The 24,792-nt window shown below is 73.4% G+C and carries 23 protein-coding genes and 2 pseudogenes; 10 read left to right on the forward strand and 15 right to left on the reverse strand.

Features of this window, described 5'->3' with window-relative positions; translation table 11 throughout:
* Nucleotides 1-137 precede the first annotated feature (137 nt).
* Nucleotides 138-272 (reverse strand): hypothetical protein, encoded by a 135-nt coding sequence (locus AC0B61_RS11930; protein WP_471740511.1) that lies wholly within the window; start codon nucleotides 270-272, stop codon nucleotides 138-140.
* A gap of 1,034 nt (nucleotides 273-1,306) precedes the next feature.
* Between AC0B61_RS11930 and AC0B61_RS11935 the strand changes: the two genes are divergently transcribed.
* Nucleotides 1,307-1,696, forward strand: a complete 390-nt coding sequence (locus tag AC0B61_RS11935; RefSeq protein WP_471740512.1) for an aggregation-promoting factor C-terminal-like domain-containing protein — start codon at nucleotides 1,307-1,309, stop codon at nucleotides 1,694-1,696.
* A 159-nt stretch (nucleotides 1,697-1,855) separates the two neighbouring features.
* Here AC0B61_RS11935 and AC0B61_RS11940 read toward each other — a convergent pair whose 3' ends face one another.
* From AC0B61_RS11940 to AC0B61_RS11955, 4 genes are all read right to left on the reverse strand, one after another.
* Entirely contained in the window at nucleotides 1,856-2,149 is a 294-nt protein-coding gene (locus AC0B61_RS11940; RefSeq protein ID WP_471740513.1) for a DUF1330 domain-containing protein, read from the reverse strand.
* A gap of 40 nt (nucleotides 2,150-2,189) precedes the next feature.
* Nucleotides 2,190-3,623: an MFS transporter gene (locus AC0B61_RS11945; protein WP_471740514.1), complete on the reverse strand. Its 1,434-nt coding sequence runs from the start codon at nucleotides 3,621-3,623 to the stop codon at nucleotides 2,190-2,192.
* A complete protein-coding gene (locus tag AC0B61_RS11950; RefSeq protein ID WP_359015572.1) occupies nucleotides 3,620-3,982 on the reverse strand; it encodes a MarR family winged helix-turn-helix transcriptional regulator in 363 nt (120 codons plus the stop codon). Before AC0B61_RS11950 ends, AC0B61_RS11945 begins: the two co-directional genes overlap by 4 nt.
* 303 nt (nucleotides 3,983-4,285) lie before the next feature.
* Nucleotides 4,286-4,738, reverse strand: a complete 453-nt coding sequence (locus AC0B61_RS11955) for a hypothetical protein (protein WP_471740515.1) — start codon at nucleotides 4,736-4,738, stop codon at nucleotides 4,286-4,288.
* Nucleotides 4,739-5,113: 375 nt separating this feature from the next.
* Here AC0B61_RS11955 and AC0B61_RS11960 point away from each other — a divergent pair, with 375 nt between their 5' ends.
* A complete protein-coding gene (locus tag AC0B61_RS11960) occupies nucleotides 5,114-6,688 on the forward strand; it encodes an amino acid permease (protein ID WP_471740516.1) in 1,575 nt (524 codons plus the stop codon).
* On the opposite strand, the gene AC0B61_RS11965 is transcribed toward AC0B61_RS11960, so the two are convergent.
* From AC0B61_RS11965 to AC0B61_RS11985, 5 genes are all read right to left on the reverse strand, one after another.
* The gene (locus AC0B61_RS11965; protein ID WP_471740517.1) at nucleotides 6,639-7,313 is read right to left on the reverse strand and encodes a TetR/AcrR family transcriptional regulator; all 675 of its coding nucleotides are present in this window, start codon (nucleotides 7,311-7,313) and stop codon (nucleotides 6,639-6,641) included. The genes AC0B61_RS11960 and AC0B61_RS11965 overlap by 50 nt on opposite strands.
* Nucleotides 7,314-7,473: 160 nt before the next feature.
* Nucleotides 7,474-8,706: an MFS transporter gene (locus AC0B61_RS11970; protein WP_471740518.1), complete on the reverse strand. Its 1,233-nt coding sequence runs from the start codon at nucleotides 8,704-8,706 to the stop codon at nucleotides 7,474-7,476.
* Nucleotides 8,703-9,614 carry a pirin family protein gene (locus tag AC0B61_RS11975; protein WP_471740519.1) on the reverse strand — a complete coding sequence of 304 codons (912 nt, stop codon included), beginning with the start codon at nucleotides 9,612-9,614 and terminating at the stop codon, nucleotides 8,703-8,705. The genes AC0B61_RS11970 and AC0B61_RS11975 overlap by 4 nt, the downstream gene beginning before the upstream one ends.
* Before the next feature lie 261 nt (nucleotides 9,615-9,875).
* Nucleotides 9,876-10,904 (reverse strand): SDR family NAD(P)-dependent oxidoreductase, encoded by a 1,029-nt coding sequence (locus tag AC0B61_RS11980; RefSeq protein ID WP_471740520.1) that lies wholly within the window; start codon nucleotides 10,902-10,904, stop codon nucleotides 9,876-9,878.
* Between the two features lie 60 nt (nucleotides 10,905-10,964).
* The gene (locus AC0B61_RS11985; protein WP_471740759.1) at nucleotides 10,965-12,104 is read right to left on the reverse strand and encodes a UDP-N-acetylglucosamine--N-acetylmuramyl-(pentapeptide) pyrophosphoryl-undecaprenol N-acetylglucosamine transferase; all 1,140 of its coding nucleotides are present in this window, start codon (nucleotides 12,102-12,104) and stop codon (nucleotides 10,965-10,967) included.
* 189 nt (nucleotides 12,105-12,293) lie between these two features.
* On the opposite strand from AC0B61_RS11985, the gene AC0B61_RS11990 reads away from it, so the two are divergent.
* From AC0B61_RS11990 to AC0B61_RS12005, 4 genes are all read left to right on the forward strand, one after another.
* Nucleotides 12,294-12,980, forward strand: coding sequence for a response regulator transcription factor (locus AC0B61_RS11990; RefSeq protein ID WP_471740521.1), 687 nt, complete (start codon nucleotides 12,294-12,296; stop codon nucleotides 12,978-12,980).
* Nucleotides 12,977-14,353 (forward strand): sensor histidine kinase, encoded by a 1,377-nt coding sequence (locus AC0B61_RS11995; protein ID WP_471740522.1) that lies wholly within the window; start codon nucleotides 12,977-12,979, stop codon nucleotides 14,351-14,353. The genes AC0B61_RS11990 and AC0B61_RS11995 overlap by 4 nt, the downstream gene beginning before the upstream one ends.
* A gap of 226 nt (nucleotides 14,354-14,579) precedes the next feature.
* Nucleotides 14,580-14,723: a hypothetical protein gene (locus tag AC0B61_RS12000; RefSeq protein WP_471740523.1), complete on the forward strand. Its 144-nt coding sequence runs from the start codon at nucleotides 14,580-14,582 to the stop codon at nucleotides 14,721-14,723.
* A gap of 190 nt (nucleotides 14,724-14,913) precedes the next feature.
* On the forward strand, nucleotides 14,914-16,308 hold the full coding sequence (locus AC0B61_RS12005; protein ID WP_471740524.1) for an alpha/beta fold hydrolase: 1,395 nt from the start codon (nucleotides 14,914-14,916) through the stop codon (nucleotides 16,306-16,308).
* A gap of 91 nt (nucleotides 16,309-16,399) precedes the next feature.
* Here the strand turns inward: AC0B61_RS12005 and AC0B61_RS12010 are convergent, their stop codons facing one another.
* Nucleotides 16,400-17,203, reverse strand: coding sequence for a maleylpyruvate isomerase family mycothiol-dependent enzyme (locus tag AC0B61_RS12010; protein ID WP_471740525.1), 804 nt, complete (start codon nucleotides 17,201-17,203; stop codon nucleotides 16,400-16,402).
* A gap of 309 nt (nucleotides 17,204-17,512) precedes the next feature.
* Between AC0B61_RS12010 and AC0B61_RS12015 the strand changes: the two genes are divergently transcribed.
* Nucleotides 17,513-18,124, forward strand: coding sequence for a TetR/AcrR family transcriptional regulator (locus AC0B61_RS12015; protein ID WP_471740526.1), 612 nt, complete (start codon nucleotides 17,513-17,515; stop codon nucleotides 18,122-18,124).
* A complete protein-coding gene (locus tag AC0B61_RS12020; protein ID WP_471740527.1) occupies nucleotides 18,117-18,467 on the forward strand; it encodes a nuclear transport factor 2 family protein in 351 nt (116 codons plus the stop codon). Before AC0B61_RS12015 ends, AC0B61_RS12020 begins: the two co-directional genes overlap by 8 nt.
* Nucleotides 18,468-18,646: 179 nt before the next feature.
* Here AC0B61_RS12020 and AC0B61_RS12025 read toward each other — a convergent pair whose 3' ends face one another.
* Entirely contained in the window at nucleotides 18,647-20,554 is a 1,908-nt protein-coding gene (locus tag AC0B61_RS12025) for an SMI1/KNR4 family protein (protein ID WP_471740528.1), read from the reverse strand.
* 163 nt (nucleotides 20,555-20,717) lie between these two features.
* Nucleotides 20,718-21,527: a helix-turn-helix domain-containing protein gene (locus tag AC0B61_RS12030; RefSeq protein ID WP_471740529.1), complete on the reverse strand. Its 810-nt coding sequence runs from the start codon at nucleotides 21,525-21,527 to the stop codon at nucleotides 20,718-20,720.
* 129 nt (nucleotides 21,528-21,656) lie between these two features.
* Here AC0B61_RS12030 and AC0B61_RS12035 point away from each other — a divergent pair, with 129 nt between their 5' ends.
* Complete coding sequence (locus tag AC0B61_RS12035) at nucleotides 21,657-22,451, forward strand: alpha/beta fold hydrolase (protein WP_471740530.1); 795 nt, start codon at nucleotides 21,657-21,659, stop codon at nucleotides 22,449-22,451.
* An 84-nt stretch (nucleotides 22,452-22,535) separates the two neighbouring features.
* On the opposite strand, the pseudogene AC0B61_RS12040 reads toward AC0B61_RS12035, so the two are convergent.
* A pseudogene (locus AC0B61_RS12040) lies at nucleotides 22,536-23,210 on the reverse strand (GbsR/MarR family transcriptional regulator); the annotation flags it as partial.
* Between AC0B61_RS12040 and AC0B61_RS12045 the strand changes: the two are divergent.
* Nucleotides 23,210-23,719, forward strand: a pseudogene (locus AC0B61_RS12045) (DUF4097 family beta strand repeat-containing protein); the annotation flags it as partial. The pseudogenes AC0B61_RS12040 and AC0B61_RS12045 sit on opposite strands and share 1 nt — an antisense overlap.
* A gap of 55 nt (nucleotides 23,720-23,774) precedes the next feature.
* Here the strand turns inward: AC0B61_RS12045 and AC0B61_RS12050 are convergent.
* The gene (locus AC0B61_RS12050; RefSeq protein WP_471740531.1) at nucleotides 23,775-24,782 is read right to left on the reverse strand and encodes a PQQ-binding-like beta-propeller repeat protein; all 1,008 of its coding nucleotides are present in this window, start codon (nucleotides 24,780-24,782) and stop codon (nucleotides 23,775-23,777) included.
* Nucleotides 24,783-24,792 lie beyond the last annotated feature (10 nt).

Consider the following 24,792-nt stretch of genomic DNA (forward strand, 5'->3'; position numbering starts at 1 on the left):
GCGCGGCCGCAGGCAGACCGCTCAAATCCGGTGCGCGCGCACCGGCCAGCCCGCCACCGTGGCCGACGTCGACCACGGTGGCGGGCTGCGCAGCACACCCGGCCCGCTGCGCAGCGTCGCCCTGGCCCGACCCCGGGCTACCGCCGCCGGTCCGCCGCCGACTCGGACGACGCGCCCCACTGGCGCGGCACGGACTGGGAGTAGTTCGTCATGTTCGTCCGCGCGAGGCGGCCGTTGGGGATGATCATCAGGTGGTTCGACGGGTTGCGCACACCGCCGAGGGCCACCCCGTCCCCGTCCGGCGTTCACCGAGGCCGCACCCGCGCTGACGGGAGCACTGACTACCACCACGCCCCGCCAAGGGCGGTGGGATCCCCGCTACACCCCGGGCCCCCTGGTGCACGCGACGACCTCTGGCGCACACCCAGGCCCGCTGGCTGCGCGCAGCCGTCCGGCACGGGCGTGCAACCTGCCCGCTCCGGCTGTGCCCGCCTTCCTCGATGCCACCGTCGGCGGCCGCACCCCCCGCGAGGAAATCGTCTGGATGCTCGCCGTCGCGGCCGCTTATCAGGAGGTCGACGCCCGCGAGCCGGCGTAGCCGACGCCGAGGCCCGGCCGCCGAAGGTGTCAGGGATCGGCGGCTGGGCGGTGCGGCGGCGGTCAGTGGTCGACCAGGGCGTCACCGAGACCGTCGGCCCAGCTGCCGCAGGTCCCGTAGTCATGACGGTGGCCCACAACCCGGCGCCCGTACCGATGACGTTCCGGTGGACCGGGTTCGTTACGGAAAGTCATCGCGGTGTGAGCTGGATCCCCTTGAGGGGGGTGTCGGAACGGGGTGGCTCGTGACGGTTCTCACGCGCTCAGCGTGCCTGCGACCCTTCCTAGTAGGTCGTTCCCGGTCCCGCGTCCCGCAGTCACCCGGCTGATCGGCGGCGCTGCCGCGCTCCCGTGCCTGAGGGCTGTTCCCCCCGCGTTTCCGCAGACCAAACGGGTGCAAATGGGCACAAAAGTCCGCGCTTTTCCAGGTTTGACTCCCCGGGCGACGGGAACCGTCCCGCGTCCGACGAGCGCGTTCGCCCGGCTCCGCTACGACGCCGCGTCGTAGCGGGCACCCCTTGGAGCCGGGCCCCGACCCCGCTAACAATGGCTCAGTCGCCAGCTGCGGCGGCGGTTCGTACCGCTGCCGCAACTCCCGCCCGGCGGTCACCATTCGTGACCACCCCGGTGCCGACCCCCGCCCGCCGGCCCTCTCGGGCCCGCCGAGCCGCGGGGCCAGGCGCCCCCACGATTGAGGTCGAACTCCCCCATGCCCGTGATCTCCACCCGCATGCGCAAGTCCGCCGCCCTGCTCACCAGCGCCCTCGGCATCGCCGCGATCGGCGCCGCCATCGTCCCGACCGCCGCCTCGGCCACCACGCCGCAGCAGCTGGCCGCGAGCATCGTCCCCGCCGACCAGCTCGCCTCCTTCGACCAGATCATCTCCCACGAGAGCGGCTGGAACGTCACCGCGACCAACCCCTCCTCGGGCGCCTACGGCCTGGGCCAGGCCCTGCCCGGCAACAAGATGGCCTCCGCCGGCGCCGACTGGAAGACCAACGCGTCCACCCAGATCAAGTGGGCCTACGACTACATGAACAGCCGCTACGGCAGCCCGAACCAGGCCTGGGCCTACTGGCAGGTCCACCACAACTACTGATCGGCCGCAACCGCCGATCGGCCACCCGCGAAGGACCCGCGGACGTCACAAGCCGAGTCCAGGGCCGAACAGGGTCCAAAGCCGAGGGGCCCGGTGCGCACACCACGCGCACCGGGCCCCTCGGCTCGCCCGCGACAGCCCGCGCTGTCGGGACCTCGGTCAGTCGATGCCTTCGACGATGCGGAAGTCGCGCTCGACGCCGTCGGAGAGGACGGCCAGGGCCTCCTGGTAGGCCGCACTCTCGCGTGCCGCGACGGCCTGTTCGAAGCTGTCGAACTCGATCAGGATGGTGCGCTCGGCGATTCCGGCGTCGTATGCGGCGACCCGACCGCCACGGGCGAAGGTTCGACCGCCCCCGGCCTGGACGGCCGGACCGGCCAGTTCGTTGTAGGCGGCCAGCTTCTCAGGGTCTGAAATGGTGCGGTAGACGCTGACCCAGTAGCCCTTGGGCATGGAACCTCCGGTGTTTCCGACTCGGATGAGTGCATCTGACTTACGGGTTGGTCCCGGACGGGCGTCGGCGGGCGAGAACGAGGCTTGTCAGCGTCGTGATCGCCATGGCGCCGATGCCGACCAGCGCCGCGGTGGTGTAGGCGCTGTCGTCGGGGAAGAGCTGGCCGGGGTCGGTGCCCGCGGCGAGGATCAGGCCGCCGATGGCGCTGCCCAGGGAGTATCCGACGCTGCGGACGACGTAGTTGAAGCTCATGGCGCTCGACGTCTCGCTCTTGGGGGTGACGGCCAGGATGACGCCGGGCATCGCGGCCGAGAAGCCGCCGACGCCGAAGCCGAGCACGCCCATCGCCGCGAACAGTTCGGCCAGGTCCGACCGGGCCGCCGCGAACAGGGCGAACCCGCCGGCGACCACGACGGCGCTGCCGGCCAGGAGCAGGGGGTCGGCGATCCGCGTCCGGACCCGGGGCGTGAGCTTGCCGGCGACGAACCCCAGCACTGAGAACGGGATGAGGACCAGCCCGGCGACGAAGGTCGTCAGCCCGAAGCCGTAGCCGGCGCCGTGCGGCGTCTGCGCGTACCGGGTGATGAGCGTGAGCAGGAGGTACATGCCGATCCCGCCGACGAACATGGCGAGGTTCGCGCCGGCGACCGCCGGGTGCCGCACCGCCCGCACATCGACCAGGGGCGTCGTTTTGCGCAGCTCGATGACGGCCCAGACGCAGAACAGCACCACCGCGATGACGGCGAGGCCCGCCGCCACGGCGAGGTGCCGGCTCCACAGATTCCGTTCGCCGGCGAGGAACAGCACCAGGAGCAGCGCAGCGGCCAGGACGACCGCGCCTGCCACGTCCACGTGGGCGGAGCGGCCTTCGGGGGCTTCGGGCATACAGCGCCACGCGGTCAGGAGGGCGGCGGCGGTGACGACCAGGCCGAGGCCGTAGGCGGCCCGTACCCCGCCGAGCTCGGCGAGCAGTGCGGCCAGCGGGTAGCCGACGCCGGCCCCGATGATCGAGACCACCGAGACCAGGGCGATCACGGCCGCGCTGCGCTCCTCGGGGAGGTGGTCCCGGGCCACGCCCATCATCAGCGCCGTCAGCCCGAGCCCGACGCCCTGGGCCGCCCTGCCGGCCAGCAGCCACGCGAACGGGAGTGGCAGCACGGTGAGCGCGCTGCCGGCGACGACGACCGCCAGCGTGGCGAGGATCGTGGCCCGCCGGTGCGGGCCGGCTCCGAGCCGGCCCAGGACCGGCGTAGCGACGGCGCCGCTGAGCAGCGCGACGGTCAGTGTCCACTGCGCGCTGCCGAGCGAGACGTGGAACGAGGTCGCCACGCTGGTGATGAGCGGCGCCCCGAGGCTGCCGACCGCCGCCACGACCAGAGCGATGAACATCAGGGCGGGGACCAGCAGCCGCGCCTCGGAACGCTCCACCGGGAATGCCTTCGCCGCGACCCCGCCGACCGGCTGCCCGGTCACTGCTTCGGCCCTTCGCGGTCCTGGCTTTCGAGCTCTGCCAGATGCTGCAGCGCCGGAAGGGCCGCCACCAGCGCCTCGACCTCGTCGCCGGTGAGCTCGCCGATCAACCGCTCGAACGCGTGGACGCCCGCCTGGCGCCGCGTCCGGACATAGGAGGCGCCGGCCTCGGTGAGGCACACCAGCGTGACCCGCTTGTCGGACGCGTCGCCCCGCCGCTCGACCAGACCGGACTCCTCCATCACCCGGACCAGGGCGGTCATCGCCGGCTGGGTGACGCCCTCGACCGCGGCCAGATCGGTGATGCGCCGCGGGCCGGTCCGGTCCAGGGTGGCCAGGGTGGCGGCGGACGTCAGGCTCATGTCCCGGGGCAGGCGTCTCGCGCCCCTGGTGGCCAGGCCGTAGAGGGCTGCCCCGATGGCGGCGGACGCGCCAGGGGCGGTGTCTTGACGACTCATGCTCGAAGCATAGCATTTTTATATTCATCGTTTATGGAAATGGTCGACCGGCGCGGGCGGCCTCGACCGCTGGGAGCCGGTGGAACGAGCCCGCCGTCTTCGACAGGCACGACCCTCCGCACCACCGGCCCGCATCGAGTTCCCTCCGCCGCCAACCCGCACCGCAGACAAAAGCGGCATCGTCGACGGCAAGAAGATCGTCATCGATCAGGTCGAACCGGTCCAGGCCTGCCCGGCCGCCACCGGGAACGCCGCCCCGCCCGACACCGGCGTCCCCCGGTCATGCCCGCCGCCGCGCTGCGGGACACACCGCAGGCCCGACCGGCGCGCACGGCCGGCCAGCGCGGGCCCACCGAGGACGACGCCAAAGCGGCCCGGAGCCGGGCCGAGGAACTCCAGGCCCAGCGCCCGCCCCCGATGAACGACCGCGGCACGACCGCCGTCATCGGCGTCTACAGCACTGTCACCAAGACCTGGACCAACCGGATCGCCATCGAGGGCGGCGGCACCCCGCCGCCAGGCTGGCAGCTGCGCCCCGGCGAGAAGTTCGTCCAGGCCGACGGCGCCGCCGGCCGACCGGTCATCCACGCGGAGGAGACCATCGTCGACAGCCCTCAGGCCAGACGAGGTCATCGGCTTCGGCGGCACCTCGCGCAACATCCGCCAGGACCTCTGCTACCGGGCCCTGGCCGGGCGCGGCATCACGTTCGGCGGAGCCGGCGACCGCGGCGGCGCCCCGGACAAGTCCCCCTACTCGACCTTCTGGTCCGAAGGCTGGTGACGTAGCCGTCCACGAAGCACGAACGTCCGGGCCTTCGCGCCACCGGTCCCGCTGGCCGAGCAGCACGCGGTCACCCTGCTGTAGGCGGCGGCCTTCTGGCACCTCAGGCGTGGGGGTGCTCCTGGCCTGCTTCCGGGTCAGGGCCGGTCGAGGGCCGGTCCGCTGCGCAGGCCCCAGGACGCGGAGGGCTTGATCACGACGGGGGGTCGGGGCCAGGATCTCCCCCGGTTGGATCACAACGGGGGGAAGCCGTGATGTCGGAGGACCGGTCGGTCGGTCGTGGGCTGAGACAGCGCCACATCGCCATGATCGCGCTGGGCGGTGCGATCGGAGCCGGGCTGTTCGTCGGCTCCGGTGTCGGGATCGCCGCGGCGGGGCCCGGGATCGTGGTGTCGTACGTGGTGGCCGGGGTGCTCACGGTGCTGGTCATGCGGATGCTCGGCGAGATGTCCGCCGCCCGCCCCGGCTCCGGGTCGTTCTCCGCGCACGCCACCCGTGCCTGGGGGCCGTGGGCCGGGCTGCTGGCCGGCTGGATGTACTGGGCGCTGCTGGTGGTGAGCGTGGCCGCGGAGGCGATCGGGGCGTCCCGGATCGTGGCGGGATGGCTGCCGCAGGTGCCGGCCTGGGTGTGGGTGGCGGCGTTCATGGCGCTGTTCACCGGGACGAACCTGGCGGGCGTGCGGCACTTCGGCGAGCTGGAGTTCTGGTTCGCCGGGGTGAAGGCGGCCTCGATCTGCGCGTTCATCCTGCTCGGCGCCGCCGCCGTGCTCACCGGCCGGACTCCGGCCGCGGAGAACCTGGCCGCGCACGGCGGCCTGCTGCCGCACGGCTGGCACGGGGTCGCGGTGGGCACCATCGCGGCGGTGTTCGCGTACGGCGGGCTGGAGACGGTGACCATCGCCGCCGCCGAGTGCGAGGACCCGGTGGCCGCGGTGCGCCGGGCGGTGCGCACGGTGCTGTGGCGGGTGGCGCTGTTCTACATCGGCTCGATGGCGGTGATCGTCGCCGTGGTGCCGTGGGACGACCCGGCGGTCACCGGCGGCCCGTACGCGGCGGCGATCGGCCGGATCGGGGTGCCGGGCGCGGCTCAGCTGATGAACGCCGTCGTGCTGGTGGCCCTGCTGTCGGCGATGAACGCCAACATCTACGGCTCCTCGCGGATGCTGCACGCCCTCGCCGCCCGCGGCGACGCCCCACGCCTGCTGGCCAGCCGCAACCGGTCGGCCGACCGCGGCGGAGACGGCGACGGCGGCGGCAGCAGCGACTTGGCCGACACGGCCGGGACGGTCCGCGCCGTGCTCGCCTCGGCCGCGTTCGGCTTCGCGTCGGTGGTGCTCAGCCTGCTGTGGCCGCGGACCGTCTTCCCGTTCCTGCTGAACTCGATCGGGACGGCGATCCTGGTGGTCTGGATCCTGATCGCCGCTTCCCACCTGCGGCTGCACGGCCGGCCGCAGCGCACGGACGGGCCGGAGCGGCACGGGCCGGAGTACGGACCGGAGCAGGAGCGCGGGCTGCGGCAGGCGGCCCCGATGCGGGGCTTCCCGTACCTGGGTTACCTGGCGCTGGCGACGATGGCCGGGGTGCTGGTGTTCATGCTGGTGGACCCGGACAGCCGCAGCCAGGTGCTCTGCACCGGCGCGTGGACGGCGGTGCTGCTGCTGGTGGCCGGGCTGCGGCGGCACCGTCGCGGGCCGAACGCCGGGCCCGCCGTCGCCATGGTCAATGCAGCAGTGGCCACTGCCGCCGTGGCCACTGCCGTCGGGGTCACTGCCGTCGGGGTCACTGCTCCCGTGCGTACCGCGCCAGGAACAGGTCGACCCCTGAGCTGATCATCCGGTGCATCGCGGCCTCGTCCAGTTCGGCCTCCGGGCGGAACGTCCGCACCAGCTGCGGCACGCCCACCGTGCAGGCGACCAGCTGCTGCACGGCCAGCGCCGGGTCCTCCACGGCGAGCACGCCGCGGCGGTCCAGTTCGGCGAAGGCCTCGATCAGCGGGCCGTTGTTCATGTCGTAGCTGACCCGGTACCAGAGCTGGCCCAGCTGGGGGAAGCGGTCGATCTCGCCGATCACCAGGCGGCGCAGCGACATGATGTCGGGGCGCAGCAGGATGCGGGTCCAGTCGAGGGTGAGCGTGATCAGCGCGGAGCGCAGGTCGTCGGCCTCGGCGATGGTGGAGTTCCACGGCTTGAGGTCCTCGTAGGTGGTGGGCAGTATGCCGCCGATCACCGCGAGGAAGAGCCGTTCCTTGTTGCCGAAGTGCTTGTAGATGGTCGCCTTGGAGACGCCGGAGCGCGCGGTGATGGCGTCCATCGAGGCGGCGGAGTAGCCCTCTTTCAGGAACTCGACCAGGGCCGCGTCGATGATCGCCTGCCGGCGCCGCTGGGCGGCGTCGACCGGGCTCGGGATGATCGGGATGCCGAACTCGTCGATCGGCTGGGGGCTGTCGGCGGCCATCGGGGGTTCTCCTCGTGGTGCTGGGTGCTGGGTGCCGGGTGTTGGATGCTTCGGGGAGAGACGGTACGGGCCAGTATAGGAAACTGAACGGTCCGGTCGTGCGCCTGGCACCTGAGGCCTGGGCCGCGGCGACTCCGGCGGCACCCGGCGGCGCGCCCGGTCAGTGCACCAGCGAGGCAAAGTACGGGCCCAGCCCGGCGATCCGCTCGCCGAACGCCGCCAGCTGCGGGCCGAGCGCCGCACCGAGCAGGAACACCAGGTTGAACAGCCCGATCGCCTCCGGCCGCCGCTGCGGCGTCACGGCCTCGGCGGCGGCGCCGGTCAGGACGCCCTGGCCGCCCGCGTTGACGCAGGCGCTGGCCCCGGCGCCCAGCAGCACCAGCGACGCCCAGGGGCCGAACGCGGCGAGCGTGAGTGCGGCGAACGAGACGCCGAGCAGCAGGCCGGCGGTCCACCGCAGGCCCAGCCGGGGCGCGGCGCGCACCAGCGACCAGGAGAGCAGCGCGCCGGTCAGAGTGGTGAGCGAGCCGGCGGCGCCGGTCTGGACGGTGCTCCAGCCGGTCAGCGCGGCGACCCGCCGCGGTGCGCCGTAGACCAGGCCGAAGTTGACGGTCGCCAGGACCAGCATCACCGCCGCGACGGCCCGGAAGCGCGGCACCGCCAGGACGTCCAGGCCGAGGAACGAGCGGCTCCCCACACCCGCGGCCGCACCCGCACCCCGCGCCGACTCCGGTCCGGTCCCGGCCATCGGTCCCGCGGCCGGTCCCGCGGCCGGTTCCGCGCACCCGCGCAGTGCGGCCGGCAGCACCGCCAGGGTCAGCACCGGCAGCACCAGGCAGGCCCGCCAGCCCAGCCCGGCCGCCACCGCCGCGCCGATGAACAGCCCGGCGGTGCCGCCCGCCGCGCTGCCGATCGCGACGACCCCGGAGGCGCGTCTGTCCGGTTGGCGCGCGGCCAGCTGGAAGGCGGCCACGTTGAACCCGGCCGCCCCGACCGCCAGCAGAGCGCGCCCGGCGACCAGCGGGCCGAGGGCCGCCCCCGCGGCGAGCGTGACCAGCACGCCGAGCAGCAGCGCCCCCGCGGAGGCCAGCAGCAGCGCCCGGGGGCCGCGCCGCCCGGCGGTGCCGGTGAGCAGCGGGGTGCCGAGCATCATGCCGAGCCCGTAGCCGCTCATCAGCCAGGCGGCGGAGCCGAGGCCGGTGTGCAGCTCGCGTGCGATGGCGGGCAGGACGAGGCTCGGGCTGGAGAGTCCGGCCGCCCCCGGGGCGGCGACCGCCGCGAGCAGCACACCGGTCCGGAGCGACCCCCGTACGCCCCGGCCGGCGCTGTCCGTCGGCGGCTCCGCCGGGAGCGTGCCCGCCCCTGCGGCCGTGTTCAGCACGCCCGGGCTCATTCCGGGATCCTGCCGAACTTTCCGTTTGCGAAGTCGAGTTGGGCCTGCCGGAGCTCGGCTGCGGTGTTCATCACGAACGGGCCGCCGCGGGCCACCGGCTCGCCGATCGGCTCGCCGGCCAGGACCAGCACCTCGGCCGGGCCGTGCGGCGCGGCGACGGAGATCCGCTCGCCGTCGTGGGCCAGTACCGCGAGCTGGCCGTCCGCCAGCGGCGCGTCGGGCAGCTCGACGGCGCCGGAGAGCACGTAGACGGCGGCGTTGTGGCCGAGCGGCACGGTGAAGTCGGCCCGTCCGCCTGCGGCGAGCACGGCATGGGCGAGCAGGACCGGCAGGTGCGTCTCGAAGGGTCCGGCCACGCCGTGGCTGCGGCCCGCGATCACCTTGACCCGGCTGCCGTCCTCGGTGTGCACCACCGGGATGGTGTCGGGCCCCTGGTTCTGGCTGCGGGCCGGGAGGTCCTTCAGTCGGGCGGGCAGGTTCACCCAGATCTGGAGCATGTGCTGGCGGCCGCCGTGGGCGAGCAGTTCGGCGGTCGGCTCGTTGGAGTGGACGATGCCGGCACCGGCGGTGAGCCACTCGACCTCGCCGGCGACGCTGGTGCCGCGCCGGCCGGTCGAGTCGGCCCAGTCCATCGAGCCCTCGATGAGGTAGGAGACCGCCTCGAAGCCGCGGTGCGGGTGGGCGGGGGCGCCCTTGGCCTCGCCGGGGGCCAGCAGCAGCGGACCGGTCTGGTCGACCATCAGGAACGGGTCGAGCATCGGGAGCTCGGCCACCGGGAACGGGCGGCGGACGGGGAAACCGGCGCCCTCGAAGGTGTGCACGGGATCGATGACGGTGGTGGTCGAACGGACGGTGGTGATCGAACGGACGGGGGCGGCCTGGGCCGCGGCGAGCTGAGTCGTCGTCATGCCGAGAACTGAACTACACGACCCAGTTCAGAGTCAATACTGAACCGTCTCGTTGACACATTGAACTGAACAGTTTAGATTTTCGGCGTCGGAACGACCGCAGGCCCAGCAGGGGTCGCCCCCACCGTCCTGACACCGCATGGCGGAAGGCCGTCGCCCTCGCCAGGCGACGGCCTTCCGCGCTGCCCGCAGGAGGCGGCCTTCGGGGCCGTCCAGGGCGGGAGGGGCAGGCTCCCGAGCGGAACCGGGGCGGGGGCGGCGTCAGACCTGGTAGCGGTCCGGGGCGAGCAGGTGCAGGTGTTCGGCGACCCAGTCGGAGGTGCGGCGCAGGCCCTCGTCCAGGCCCACCTGCGGCTGCCAGCCCGCCAGTTCGCGCGCCTTGCGGTTGTCGGAGAGCAGCCGCTCGACCTCGCTGCCGCCGGGGCGCAGCCGGGTCGGGTCGACGACGATCTCGGCGTCCTGGCCGGAGGCGGTGATCAGGGCCTTGGCCAGGTCGCCGATCGACACCTCGCTGCCGGTGCCGAGGTTGACGGTCTCACCGAGCGCGCGGTCGGCCCGGGCGATCGCCAGGAAGCCTTCCGCGGTGTCGGTCGCGTAGGTGAAGTCCCGAGTGGGGGTCGTCGAGCCGAGCCTGATCTCCCGTGCGCCGGAGTGGAGTTGGGCCAGGATGGTGGGGATGACGGCGCGGGCCGACTGGCGCGGGCCGTAGGTGTTGAACGGGCGGACCACCGAGACCGGCAGTTCGAAGGCGTGCCAGTAGGAGAGCGCCAGCATGTCCGCGCCGATCTTCGAGGCGGAGTACGGGGACTGCGGCTGCAGTGGGTGCTGTTCGTCGATGGGTGCGGTGATCGCGGTCCCGTACACCTCGCTGGTGGAGGTGTGCAGGAGGCGGGCGCCGTGCCGCAGGCAGGCGGCGGCGACGTTGTGGGTGCCCACGACGTTGGTGTGCACGTAGGCCTCGGGGGCCAGGTAGCTGTAGGGGATGCCGATCAGTGCGGCGAGGTGGAAGACGGTGTCGCAGCCGGCGACCGCGTCCAGAACGCGGCCGGGGTCGCGGACGTCGCCGGCGACCATCTCCACGGCGCTGTCGGGGTCGGCCAGGTAGCGGGCCAGGTATCCGCGTTCGGCGTACGGCTTGTAGTGCACCAGGGCGCGGACGCGGGCGCCGCGGGCGACGAGCAGATCGACCAGGGTGCTGCCGATGAAGCCCTCGGCGCCGGTGACCAGGACGGTCCGGCCGGTCCAGTCCTGGTGCGCGGTGGGGGTGTTGGGGTCGGTGGGGTGGTTCATGGTGGTCCTCCGGGTGGTCGGGGGCGGGCGGGTGGTCGGCGGTCAGCAGTCGTGGGGCGGTCAGCAGTCGTGGGGGGCGGTGGTGGGCGACGGCTCGGGCTGCGGGGTCCGGCCGATGACGCCGAGCACCTTGGCGGCCAGCAGGTCGGCGGCCCGTGCGTGGTCTCCCGGGTCGGCCGCCCGTGCCATCGCCGCCAGTCGGGCCGGATCGGCGAGCAGGGGGTCCACCAGTGCCGCCAGCCGCTCGCCGGTGCACTCGTCGTCCGGCAGCAGCAGGCCGGCTCCGGCGTCGGACAGGACGCGTGCGTTGTGGGTCTGGTGGTCGTGCGGCGCGTGCGGGTAGGGCACCAGTACGGCGGGCGTGCGGACGCTGGAGAGTTCGGCGACGGTGGCGGCCCCGGCGCGGCACACCATGAGGTCGGCTGCCGCGTAGGCCAGGTCCATCCGGTCCAGGTAGGCGACCGCGTGCGCCGTCGGGTTCCCCTCCAGCGCGGCCCGGACCTGCGCCAGCGCGGCCGGGCCGGTCTTGATCAGCAGCCGCCGGTCGGTGCGGTGGCGCCAGCGTCCGGCCAGTTCGACGGCGGCCGCGGTGAGCCGGGCCGCGCCGAGGCTGCCGCCGTTGAAGACCAGCAGCCGGGCGCCGTCGGGGACGCCGAAGTGCCGCCGGGCCTCGGCGCGCAGCGCCGCCCGGTCGAGTCGGGCCACGGCGCCGACCAGCGGCATCCCGACGGTCTGCGGCGAGCGGCCGGCGGGCAGGTGCTCGCGGGTGCGGTCGAAGGCGAGCGCGATGTGCGGGGTGAGCCGGGCGGCGAAGCGGTTGGCCCGCCCGGGCACCGCGTTCGACTCGTGCACCACGCTAGGCAGCCCGGCCATCCTGGCGCCGACGATCACCGGTGCGCTCGGGTAGCCGCCCATGCCGACCGCCACCTGGGCGCCCTGGGCCCGCAGGATCTGGCGGCAGTCCCGGCCGGAGCGCATCAGCGCCGCGGGAAGCAGGTAGCGGCGGGGGCCGAGGGAGGCGTCGAAGGGGATCATGTCGACGGTGTGCAGCCGGTAGCCGGCCTGCGGGATCAGGGTGGTCTCCAGTCCGCGTTCGGTGCCCACGAAGGAGATCACGGCCCGCGGGTCGGCCCTGCGCAGCGCCTCGGCCAGCGCGAGGCCCGGGTAGATGTGTCCGCCGGTGCCGCCGGCGCCGATCACCACCGACAGGGGGCGGTCGCTGTGGTCGCTGTGGTTGCCATGACGGCCGTGGTTGCCGTGGAGGCCGTCATGGCTGTGAGGGCCGTGGTTGCCGTGATGGCTGTGAGGGCCGTGTTCTGTCCGCATGCCGTCGAGCCTGCTGAGGCCGTCTAAGAGACTTCTCAGAGTCGTTTTGAGAGGGTTGTCCGCATGGGCAACGGGCAGAGGGTGCTGGTCGTCGACGACGATCCGGAGGTGCGGGCCGCCGTCGAGGACGGGCTGGCCGTCGAGGGCTACCAGGTGCGCGGCGCCGCCGACGGGCTGGCGGCGCTGAGCGAGGTGGCCGGCTGGCAGCCCGACGCGATGGTGCTCGACCTGCTGATGCCCGTCCTCGACGGGCTGGCGGTCTGCCGGCGGCTGCGGGCGCTGGGCGACCGGATCCCGATCCTGGTGCTGACCGCGCGCGATTCGGTGAGCGACCGCGTCGACGGCCTCGACGCGGGGGCCGACGACTACCTGGTCAAGCCGTTCGCGCTGGACGAGCTGACCGCCCGGCTGCGCGCCCTGCTGCGGCGCAGCGCCCCGGCGGCCGAGGAGCCCGGCTGCCGCTTCGCCGATCTGGACGTCGACCCGGCCACCCGGACCGGGAGCCGGGCCGGGCGGCCGGTGGAGTTCTCGCGTACCGAGTTCGCGCTGCTGGAGGTGCTGCTGCGCCACCCCGGCCAGGTGCTCCCGCGCGAGGTGATCATGGAGCGGGTGTGGGGCGCCGACTTCGGCCCCGACTCCAACTCGCTCGCCGTCTATGTCGGTTACCTGCGCCGCAAGCTGGAAGCCGGCGGCGAACCGCGGCTGGTGCACACCGTGCACGGGGTCGGCTACCGGCTGGACCGGGCTTGAGGGCGCACGCCCGCTGGCGGCGTCGGCGCCCGCTGCGCACCCGGCTGGCCCTCGCCTGCACGGCCGCGGTCGCCGTGATGGCGCTCGGGATCAGCGCGGCCGCGTTCAGCATCGTCCGCTACGAGCTCACCCACCAGCTCGACCAGCACCTCACCCAGCAGGCCACCCTGGTGCAGCAGCAGCACCGCGACCAGGGGCCGCAGGTCGTCTACGGCGAGTGCAACTACCTGGCCGCCCCGGCCTGCGCGCAGATCGTCTCCGCCGACCCCGGCAAGGTGGCGAACGAGCCGTACCTGCTGCCCGTCACGCCGGCCACCCGCCAGGTCGCCGACCGGCAGCGGGCCGGCTACTTCACCGACCTCGTCATCGGCGGCCACCCGGCCCGGATGCTCACCACGCCGATGATCGCGGCGCCGCCCGGCGCCCGGCAGGCCGTCCAGGTCGCGCTGCGCGCGGACAGCGTCCAGGAGGGAGTGCGGCAGGCCGGCGCGCTGATGGCGGCCGTCGCGGCGGTGGGCGTGCTCCTGGCCGCCGCACTGGGACGTACGGTGGCCCGCACCGGCCTCGCCCCGGTCGCCCGGCTGACCCGCACCGCCGAGCGGATCGCCGACACCCGGGACGCGGGGCTGCGGATCGATCTGCCGCCCGGGCGACGGGAGGACGAGCTGACCAGACTGGCCGGCAGCTTCAACACCATGCTGGGCGAACTGGAACAGTCCGTCGCCGCCCAGCGCAGGCTCGTCGCCGACGCCTCACACGAACTGCGCACCCCGCTGACCGCGCTGCGCACCAACGCCGAACTGCTCGCCCGGGCAGACCGGTTGACGGACAGTCAGCGCGAACGGGCGGCGGCCGCACTGCACCGCCAGCTGCGCGAGGTGACCGGGCTGGTCAACGACCTCATCGAGCTGGCCCGCGACGAGGAGCCGCAGCCGCTGCTCGAACAGGTCGCCGTCGGCCGGCTCGTCGGGCACTGCGTGGACACCGCGCGCGACCACTGGCCGGCGATCGCCTTCACCCTGGACGACGACGCCGGCGGGCGCACCGTCCCCGGCGTGCCGGCCAGACTGGCCCGCCTGGTCTCCAACCTGCTGGACAACGCGGCCAAGTTCAGCCCGCCGGGCGCCACGGTCGAAGTGCGGCTCACCGCCGGACTGGAACTGACCGTCCGCGACCACGGCCCCGGCATCGCGGCCGAGGACCTGCCGTACGTCTTCGACCGCTTCTACCGGGCCTCGGCCGCGCGCGCCCTGCCCGGCTCCGGACTCGGGCTCGCCATGGCACGGCAGATCGCCCACGCCCACGGCGCCACCCTCACCGCCGAGGCCGCCCCCGGCGGCGGGGCACTGTTCCGCCTGCGGCTGCCGGCCTGAACGGCCGGTGCTGACGTCGCCGAGGAGGTAGTCAGCCCCTGCGGACGCGCCCCGGGCCCGGAACGGCCGGGCTCCGAGGAACCCGTTGGACGGTTCCACGCCCAACGTGGGATCTTGAAGATCACGCAATGGCCCGGAAGCACGACAACAGCCTGCGCGACCGCGGGCCGTGCGTCGACAGGACGGGCCGTCACGATCCTTCGTCGCCGACCGCGATACCGCGACCATGGACATCACCACAACGTTCCGGCTGACCGAGGCCGACTTCCGAGGAGCGATACGCAACAGCCCGGCCGCTTGGGGCATGTCGGTCTTCGGGGCGTCAGCCTCCGGCCCGGTGCGGGCGTCCATCGAGCGCCACCGCCCCTGACGTGTCCTCGATCGGCACCTCGGGCGCGGGATCGCCCGCGCTGCGAGCGGGTTTGACGGTGTCCGGTGCGCCGCCGACCGGTTCGTTCCCGGGCTGGATCCGGCCCGCATGCTCGCCATCGAAGTGCCGCCGGGGCAGGCTACTTCCGTGACCGCGTCAGCACGGGCGCGGCGCGACCGGAAGGACGAACATGACGAGCACGCGCGGCCGCATCGCCGCCCTGCTGGGCACCGTCGCGGTGGTCGCCGGCACCACCCTGGCCGCCCCCGCAGGCTTCGCCGCCACGGCCGGACCGGCCCGCGTCGGCGGCGGGATCACCGGGCAGGCGCCCTGCCCGGACGCGCCCGAGTTCACCTGCGGGACGCTCACCGTCCCGCTCGACCACAGCGGCGCCACCCCCGGCACCCTCGACCTCGAGGTGGCCGTCACCGGCAACACCACGGCGCCCAAGGGCGACCTGCTGTTCCTCACCGGCGGCCCCGGCCAGCCCGGCGTCCCGACGATGAAGCGGATCGCGAGCAAGCTGGAACCCGTCCTCAAGGACTACCGCCTGGTCATGTACGACCAGCGCGGCACCGGCCGGGGCGCACTGCAATGCCCCGGCCTCCAGGAGGACATGGGCTCCTCCGACCTCGCCGTGCCGCGCAAGCAGTCCATCGCCGACTGCGCCGCCGCCCTCGGCCCGAACGCCCGCTACTACGGCACCGCCGACACCGTCGCCGACATCGACCTGCTGCGCCGCGCCCTCGGCGACCGCCGCCTCACCCTGGACGGCGTCTCCTACGGCACCTTCGTCGCCGAGCGGTACGCGCTCGCCCACCCGGCCCACGTGGCCCGGCTGGTGCTCGACTCGGTGGCGCCGCCGCAGGGTTTCGACCCCCTCGACCTCGCCTCGATGTCCGCCACCGCCCGCGTCCTGCGGGCCGCCTGCCAGGCCACCGGCTGCACCACCGACCCGGCCGCCGACCTCGCCGCCACCGTCCGCAGGTACGGCAACGGGGCCCAGATCCTGAGCGCGCTCACCGGCTACGAGTTCATCGACCCGAACTACGGCGGAGTCCCGGAAATCCTGCACGAGGCCGCCGCCGGGCAGCCCGCGAAGCTCCAGGACTTCTTCGAGCTCGTCCGCCAGGAGGTCGACGCCGCCCCGGCCGAGGAGCTCAGCCAGGGGCTGCACTCCGCCGCCCTGTGCGCCGACTCGCACTTCCCGTGGGGCACCACCGACACCCCCGTCGCGGGCCGCGCGGCGGCCCTGGAACGCACCCGGCAACAGCTGACCGCCGAACAGACCTGGCCGTACGACCCGGCGACCGCGACCGGGCTCGGCAGCCTCCTGGTCTGCCTCGACTGGCCGCGCGAGCCGGTGCCGCCGACGCCGTCGGAGCACCGCAAGCTGCCCAACGTGCCCGTACTGCTGCTCGGCGGCGACCGCGACCTGTCCACGCCGTACGAACTGCTCTACCGGCAGGCCGAGTTGGCGCACAACCCGCAGATCGTCATCGTCCCCGGGGCGGCGCACTCGGTGCAGAACCGGGCAGCCAACCCGGCCGGACGGCAGGCGGTGTACGACTTCCTGCTGAAGTAGCGGGCGCCGAGGACACCCACGCCGTACGCAGCGGCGGCCGGCGTGGGTGGCTCATCGCAGGGCCTGGTGGCGAGCCGGGGCCGATGGCCGGTCAGCCGCTGACATGGGCGGTGCTGTCGAGCCAGTGCCGGACGAGGTCGGTGTCGCCATCGACGCGGACGTTGGCGGCTTCGAGGTCGGTGAGCGGGAGTCGCCGGGTCAAGGTCAGCAGCAGCGATCGCGCCGGGCCGGTCACCGTCACATCGGCCTGCCGGGCCCCGGCCTGCCACCTCACCCCGTCGGGCCGCCGTTCGACGAACCAGGCGCCCGCGTCGTCAGCCCTGTCGGTGGCCAGCCACTGCAGGGTCTGCCCCGCGCCCCGGATCGCGTGCGCGGACTCGGACCGCCGCATCTCCCACGTCGGGGAGGTGAGCATCGCGAGGTGGTTGCCGATGAGCGCGGCGGCGATGTCGGCGTCGACGTCGGCCGGCCGGTCCGCCGCGTTGGCCGCATCGAAGCCGTGGACGACCGCCTCGTTGAGGACGCTGGACATCCAGAATCGCGTCCCCGGCCGCGCGTCCCCCGCGGCGTTGAACACCGGCGCGTCCAGCGCGTCATCGGAGCACGCACGCACGACCCGCTGCGCGGACTCCGACAGCCACGCCTGCCACTCGCCGGGGTCGGCGGGGAGTACGGCCACCTCCGTCGGCAACCGTGTGGGGTCGGTGATGCGCCGGTCGATGATCTCCGCGACCCAGTGCTGGCTCTGGCCCACGTGCTCGACCAGGTCGGTCATGGTCCACCCCGGAGTTGTCGGCACCGCGGCGTCAGGTCCGGCCGCGGCGGCTGATTCCGCCAGGCGCCGGGTGTGTTCGACGATCGCCCGCCGGGCACGTTCCGCGTTCAGCTCGGTCATCTCATCGTCCTTCGGTAGGCGCCGCTCGGGCGGTCACGGGTTGCTGCGAAGTCCTGCTGCGAGGTTCTGCAGCGAAGTCTGTCTTCGCGTTGCATCAGAGAAGACCACGCCCGGGCGTGAAACTCATCGGTCGCCTCCCCCAGAGTTCTCCGCACCGCGCTTGAGCCGGCGCGTGCGGCTTCGCCGGAGTGAGCGACTGGTCGGCACAGCAGGTGATCCGGTGGTCACGTACGGCGCATTCGGGGGCGCATTCGAGGGGTTCTGACGCGTGCTATTTTTGTGAGCAATCGTTCAACTACGGAGGCCGGGATGGGGCGCAGACAGCTCTGGGATCAGGACGAGGTGCTGGCCTCGGCCATGCGGCTCTTCCGGCACCGGGGGTACCTCGGCGCCTCACTGCGGGACATCGAGGAGGCCACCGGGGTGCACCCGGGAAGCCTGTACCGGACCTTCCGCAGCAAGGACGGCCTGTTCCACGCCGCCTTCGACGCCTACAACGAGCGGGTGGTGCAGGACCGGGTCCGGGTCCACCTGCTGGAGCCGGCGGACCCACTGGCCGGCATCCGTTCGTTCTTCACCTCGGCGATCGACACCGGCACCGAGCCCGACCCGGGCTGCCTGCTCACCAACACCGCCGTCGAGTCCTTCGCCCTCCCCCAGGCCGCCGCCGGCGTGCACCACGGCCTGGCAGTGATCGACAGCGGCTTCGCCGACGCGCTGACCCGCACCCGGCACCGCGGCGACACGCCGCCGGACCTCGACGTCGGGGCCACGGCCGCCCACCTGCTCGCGCTCTACCAGGGCCTGCTGGTGCTCGTCCGGGCCGGCCTGCCCCGCGCCACGCTGCACAACGTCACCGACGGCGCCATGGCGTCGATCGGCTCCCTGAGAACCCCACGAAAGCAGGACGACCATGAGTGACACCCAGCGGCTCTGGAACGACTACGCCGCCTGCTGGTCGGCCGAGCCCGCCGACCGGCCCGCCGCCCTCGGCGCGGTCGCGGTGGACCAGGTCGCCTACCGCGACCCCGGCACCGAGGTCGGCAGCCTGACCGAACTCGCCGCCTACATGGCCGGCTTCGCCGGAGCCTTCCCCGGCCACCGGTTCCGCATCGACGAGGTGCTGGAGCACCATGACCGCTCCCTCGCCCGCTGGACCCAGCTCGACGGGAAGGGCGAGACCGCGTCGACCGGCATCAGCACCGCCCGCCACCACGAGGACGGGCGCCTCGCCGACATCACCGGCTTCTTCCTCCCCGCCTGAGGCCGGTCCCAGAAGGCGGGCCAGGGCCCGGGTGGCCGGACGGCACAGTCCGGCCTCCCGTCACAGACCGGACGTGGACACCCTCGTACTGTCTCCGCGGCGACAGCGGCGACAGCGGCGACAGCAGGGGAATGCCAGCAGGGCGTGGAGGCGTGGAAGGGGTACGGGTGTTTTGTCCGTCAGCGTGCGGCATCGCAGTTCATGCTGATCACGGTGTAGGTCTCCCCGTTCCCCGGCGGTCGCGTCCATGAGCGGGTGGTGAACGTGTGCAGCCGCCCGTTCGTGATCGCGTGGCGCGGCAGGTGGACACCGAACTCGCCGGTCACGGCCTCCAGCAGCGAGCGTTCCGCTTCGGTGTCCTCCTCCCTGGGGCCGAAGAACCGGTCCGGGTCCAACGCCCGTGGTATCTGCCCGGTTCGGTGCACCTCTCCGTCCGCGTACGTGAAGGCGTACTGCCCGGCACCGTCCTGCGCGACGGAAAGGTGGAAGAACGGTTCCCCGGCCCAAGTCCTCAGACCGCTCCACACGACCACCGCGCGGGTACCCGCGCTGGCGGCCGCGGCCGGGGAGACGAATCGCTGCGTGTCGAAAGGCGCAGGGTCGCCGTCGAAGGCGAAGCTCCAACGGGCACCGGCCCGACCGACCGCCATGAGGGCCTTGTCGTCGTAGGACGAGAACTCCCTCTGTCCGCAGCGCAACCGGCGGCGTGCTTCGCCGGAGGTCATGGGAATGTCCAGCACCGCCTCGTTCCCGTCCGCGAGGCGTCCGGGCAGGTCCTCCGGCTCCACGCCTTCGACCAGGACGAACCGGTAGGACGTGAGGTTGTCGTGGGCGTCCGGGTCCGCGAGCCACGCCAAGTTGTCCGGGTCGTGGCCGGCCGATCGACCCGGCACCTCACCCGCCTGTCCACCCCTGGGGGTGGACAGCAGCTCGCGGCCCCGTTCCGGGGTCAACAGGGGCCCGAGCAGGGGGTCGGCCACCCACCCCAGAGGCGCCAGGTGGTCGGGGCCCAGCGGCTGCCATACCGGCAGGGCGTCCATCAGCGTCCGCCATGCCCCGTCGGTGTCACCCCACCGCGCCAGCTCACGTGCCCGTTCGACCGCTTCCCCGAACGGTCCGTCCGCCGTGTACCGGTACGTGCCGCTGCGCACCTGCTCCAGCGTCGCGTAGGCCAGCGACACCACGTCGTCACCGGCTCCCCGCAGGTGGAACATCAGCGTGGAGTCGTCCCGGTAGGAGTGCGCCGCATGCTCGGCGACCAGCGCCGGCAGCAGCTCGGCCGCATACCGCAGGTCGGTCACCACGTCCTCGAAGTACACCATGTACGTCTGTCCGAGCAGACGGCGTATCTGGTCACCCAGCCCGGCGGCCCGCGGCCTGCCGTACTCCTTCGCCTCGTCCAGCGCGTGCTCGGCCCGTTCCCACTCACCGCGCAGCGCCTCCAGCCGGGCCCGCTCCACCATGGCGTCCAGCTCCCGCGTCGAGTCGTTGGCGAACTGCGGCCCCCCGTCGGCCCGGCGCGCCCGCAGGCTGTGGAACTCCCGGTGCATGCCGCGCATGAACTCGACGAAGTTCGCGTACCGCTCCGGTGGCGCGGCCCGCCAGCTCGCCCACGTGTAGACGGCCCACTCGCCGTCCTCGTCCACGTCTTCGGGATCCAGTAGGACGTGGGTGATGTCGGACTCGACGTCGAGCTGGAGCCCGCGCCGCCAGAGGTCCGCATCCCGCCGCTCGGCGGGGCCGGCGTCGTCGTCCAGGTACTCCTCGAACATGTCCGCGAGCCCGGACTCATTGTTGTGCCAGCGCGCGTTCGTGGCCCCCGCCAGCAGCCGGATGAACCCGCCGGCGTGCCGCCAACCGTCGCTGACCTTGAGGAACTCCCGGTACGACGGGGGCATCCGTCGACCGAGTCGCTCCTCCATGGCTACGATCCGTTGCTCGGACGCTGGCGGGAACCCCAACCACCGAACCTGCCGGGCAGCTTCATCCTCCGCACTACGTGTCTCGTCATCGGGCAGGGAATCCGACCACTCCCCGCTCCATCTGAGCAGAAACGGCAGCCAGTCGAACGGTGTCGCATTCGTCATGCGCCCGATGCTGCCAGCCGTTACTGACACTGCTCCGTGACGCCGGGGCCAGGTGTGTCCTGGACGTCGCACCGCTGCAGCCAGCGATCGAACGAGCCTGGTGACCGGTCAACTGCCGTCGGCAGAGGAGGTGTTCCCCTCGCCGCCCACCTCGCAGCCCCCCTCAGTCGGCTGCCGCCGTCGCCTGCCACGCGCCCGGGCGCATGCCTGTCGCTTTCCGGAAGAACGCCGAGAAGTTGGACGCGTCGGGGAAGCCGAGCGCGCCGGCGCAGCGGGCGGGGGTGAGGCGGTCGTGGGCGAGGAGGCGTTTGGCTTCCAGGACGGTCCGTTCGACGATGTACGCCTTCGCGGTGCGGCCGGTGGCCTGCTGGACCGCTCGTGAGAGGGTGCGGGGCGCGTATCCCAGTGCCCGGGCGTAGTGGCCGGCGTCGCGGTGTTCCCGGAAGTGCGCTTCGACGCTGGCGCGGAACCGGTGGAAGAGCGGGTTCGTCGACCGCGTTCCGGTGTGCGGCGGCCGGAGGCGGGCGATGAGGGCGGTGAGCAGGATCTCGGGCAGTTGCGTCTCGGTGTCCGCGGGCGGGGCGGAGGTTTCGAGGAGGAGGTGGTGGCGCGCGGTGTCGACGAACGGCCAGTCGGCGTCGGGGATGATCCGGTGCGCGGCCAGGTCGGGGGCCGCGGCGAGTTCCCGGGTGGCGTGGGTGACCGGCGCGGTCGGCACGAACAGCACGAGGTGCCCGGTCAGGTCGGCGATGTCGTCCCACCGGTGCACCGCTCCGGGAGCGACCCACACCGCGGACCGCTCCCGGAGCGGGTGCCGCAGGAAGTCCACCGTGACGGATCCGTGCCCGGCGTCGACGACGGCGAGGACGTGGAAGTCGGCACGCTGTGTCCCGCCGTCGTCGAGCTCGCGGAGGCGGTCGAACGTCATCGTCTCGACAGCGGCGGCACGGCGCCCGGCGGGCTGGTAGGTCATTTGCCGGATCACGGTCATGTGTCCAGTTTCCACCATGGAGTGACCGGTCGTGCCGATGCCCCGTCACCGCCGGAGCGGTTCGATGAAGCACAGGACAACCGCCACGGAACGCCGATCGGAAGAGTCGCGATGAACACGACGCAGCAACTGCCCCTGCCCGCTTACGACCACCGGCCGGGGGCCGGACCGACCCTGGTGTTCCTGCACTACTGGGGTGGTTCGGCCCGCACCTGGGACCTCGTCGTCGACCGCCTCGCGGGCCGCGACGTGCTCACCGTCGACTTCCGGGGGTGGAGCCGCTCGAGCGGCCTGGCCGGCCCCTACACGCTGCGTCAGTTCGCCGACGACACGCTCGCCGTGATCGCCGACGCGGGCGTCACGGACTACCTGCTCGTCGGGCATTCCATGGGGGGCAAGGTCGCGCAGCTCGTCGCGGCGACCCGGCCCGCCGCCCTTCGCGGGCTCGTCCTCGTCGGCTCCGCTCCGGCGAAGCCCCCCGCGCAGATCACTGCCGCGTACCGGCAACGCCTCTCCCACGCCTACGACTCCGACGAGTCCGTCGCCGGCGCACGGGACGGCATCCTCACCGCGACCGACCTGCCCGAGCCGGTCAAGGCGCGGATCGCGGCCGATTCGCGTTCCGGCGCCGACGCCGCCCGCACGGAGTGGCCGCTGCACGGCATCGCGGAGGACGTCTCCGCGGACACCCGGATGATCGGCGTCCCCACCCTCGTCGTCGCCGGGGCGAACGACCGGGTCGAGCCGGTCGACGTGCTCGTCGACAACCTGGCGCCCTACCTGTCCGGAGCCGACTTCACGGTGATCCCGGACACGGGGCACCTGATCCCGCTGGAAGCTCCCGGCGACCTCGTCGAGGCGATCACGGCCTTCGCACCGACGGTTCTGGCCGACGGCCGGATCTGACCGACTGCCGGGCCTGACCGACTGCGCGGCGACCGTCGGCCCAGGAACGCTCGACGCTGTCCCCTGGCCCTCGAGCCGGCCCGGCTACGTGCGGTCGGGGCGCGGCGGGGCGGTGTCGTCCGGGGTCGTCCCGGCTCTGGCGTAGAGGACTTCGCGTCCCTGTTCCGCGGCGCGCAGGAGTCCTTCGCTGACGAAGTCGAGGAAGCGGGCGGCGTTTTCGAGGCGGGTGGCGGCCGGGGTGCCGCGGCCGAGGATGCCGACGCCCTGGCGGGCGGTCTCGATGAACTGGTCGTTGGCGCGGGCGCTGCGGATCATCGACTGGTACCAGAGGTCGTCGTCGACGACGTAGCGCTCGCGCCGGCGTTCGTCGCGTTCCCGGCGGACGAGGTCCAGGCCTTCGAGGTAGGTGATCGCCTTGGAGACGGACGCCGGGCTGACCTGGAGGCGCTGGGCGAGTTCGGCGGCGGTGTGGCTGCCGGTGTCGGTGGTGTAGAGGCAGCCGAGCACCCGGGCCATCATCTTGGGCAGGCCGGAGGTCATGAAGACGGTGGTGAGGGTCTCCTGGTAGTCGCGCAGGGCCTCGGCGTCGCGCCCGTGGGCCTGCGGGGGCGTGTTCGGGTCCTGGGGAGCGGCGGGTGTGCGGCGGCGGGTGCGCTGCTGGGTGGCGCGGTGGGCCAGGTCGGCGCGGTAGCCGGTGGGGCCGCCGTTGCGCATCACCTCGCGCGTGATCGTGGAGGTCGGGCGGTCGAGGCGTCTAGACGACGGTCGAATGCGCCGACGGAGTCCTGCGGATCGACAACCCGGTGAAGAACCAGTACCTCGGCCCTTCCGGGGCCATCGAGGTGACGGTCAAGCTGCCCGCCGGTTCCCGGGTCGAGGCCCGGGCGGCCGGCACCGAACTGCGCGGCGTCGGCCGCCTGGGCGACGTCGCGTTCGACGGCGCGTACCGCCGGATCAAGCTGGACGAGGCCGCCAGCGTCCGCCTCACCGCGGTCGACGGCGACGTCGAGGTCGGCCGGCTCGGCGGGTCCGCGGAGATCAGCACCGCACGGGGCGACATCCGGATCGCCGAAGCCATGGGCGGCACCGTCGTGCTCCGCACCCGGTCCGGCGACATCGCGGTCGGCGCCGCCGCCGGCGTGTCGGCCGCCCTGGACGCCGACACCGGCCACGGCCGGATCAGCAACGCCCTCAAGAACGACGGCACCACCGAACTCGACATCCGCGCCACCACCTCCTACGGCGACATCACCGCCCGCAGCCTCTGACCCGCCACGGCCCTCGGCCGGGCCGGCCGCGGCTCGGCATCGCGCCCCGGCTCGTCTAGGTCAGCGCGCCGAGGGCGTGGACGCCGGTGCGGCTGCTGCGGTAGACGGCCCTGCCGGCGGCTGCCAGCGAGACACGGGTGTACCCGGTGCCGGAGCGGAGGTCCTCCGGGGTGTCCTGCCAGCGCGCGCGGCCGGTGTCGAGGTCGAAGGCGAACAGCCGGTCGTCGTTGGTCCCGACGTACACGCTGCCGTCCGCGACGGTCATCGAACTCATGCCGCGGCCCAGGCCCGGGGTCACGGCGGCCGTCCAGCGCTGCTCGCCGGTCTCCGTGTCCATCCCGACCAGCTGCGCCCCGTTGAGCAGGCAGACCGTCCCGCCCGCGGCCGACAGCGGGCAGCCGGGCACGCCGTGCCGCATCCGCTGCCAGCGCACCCGGCCGGTGGCCGCGTCCAACGAGCAGGCCCAGGAGTTGTTTCCGCTCCCGGCGGCGTACGTGAGCAGGACGGCACCCTGGTGGACGGCGGGAGCACTGTTGACGCCGAGGACGGCGTCCTGCGTCCACCGCTGCTCGCCGCTGCGCGCCTCGAACGCGCGGGCCCCGATCCGCTCGCCCGCGGCGTACACGGTGTCGCCGGCCAGTGCCAGGAAGCCCGAGGTGTCCCACGGCCGGCTCCAGCGCGGTTCGCCGGTGGCCGCGTCGTAGGCGTGCAGCGCGTCTCCGTGGATGGCGAACACGCTGCCGCCGCCGACCACCGGGCCCCGCCCGCGAGGGCGAGTGCTCCCACGCCTCCCGCGGCGCTCAACAGCAGCCGCCTGCGGTTGATCTGGGGCCGGGCCTGCGGGTTCTGTGCCGTTGCATCGGAGTTCACGTCGGAGATGACTCCGTACCCGGACCTTCCGGTTCCCACGGGCGGTTAGCCTCCCGGGCAAGTCCGGGCGGGACGGGGCGGATCCGGACGGGGGGCGGCTCCGGACGGGGGCGGGACGGGGCGGATCCGGGTACGGCCCCGGGATCCCGGCCGGCTCGGGCGTGGACGCCGGGCCTACCCTGATCCATGACAAGGGGAGGGCC

It is taken from the genome of Kitasatospora sp. NPDC023385 (assembly GCF_055664045.1).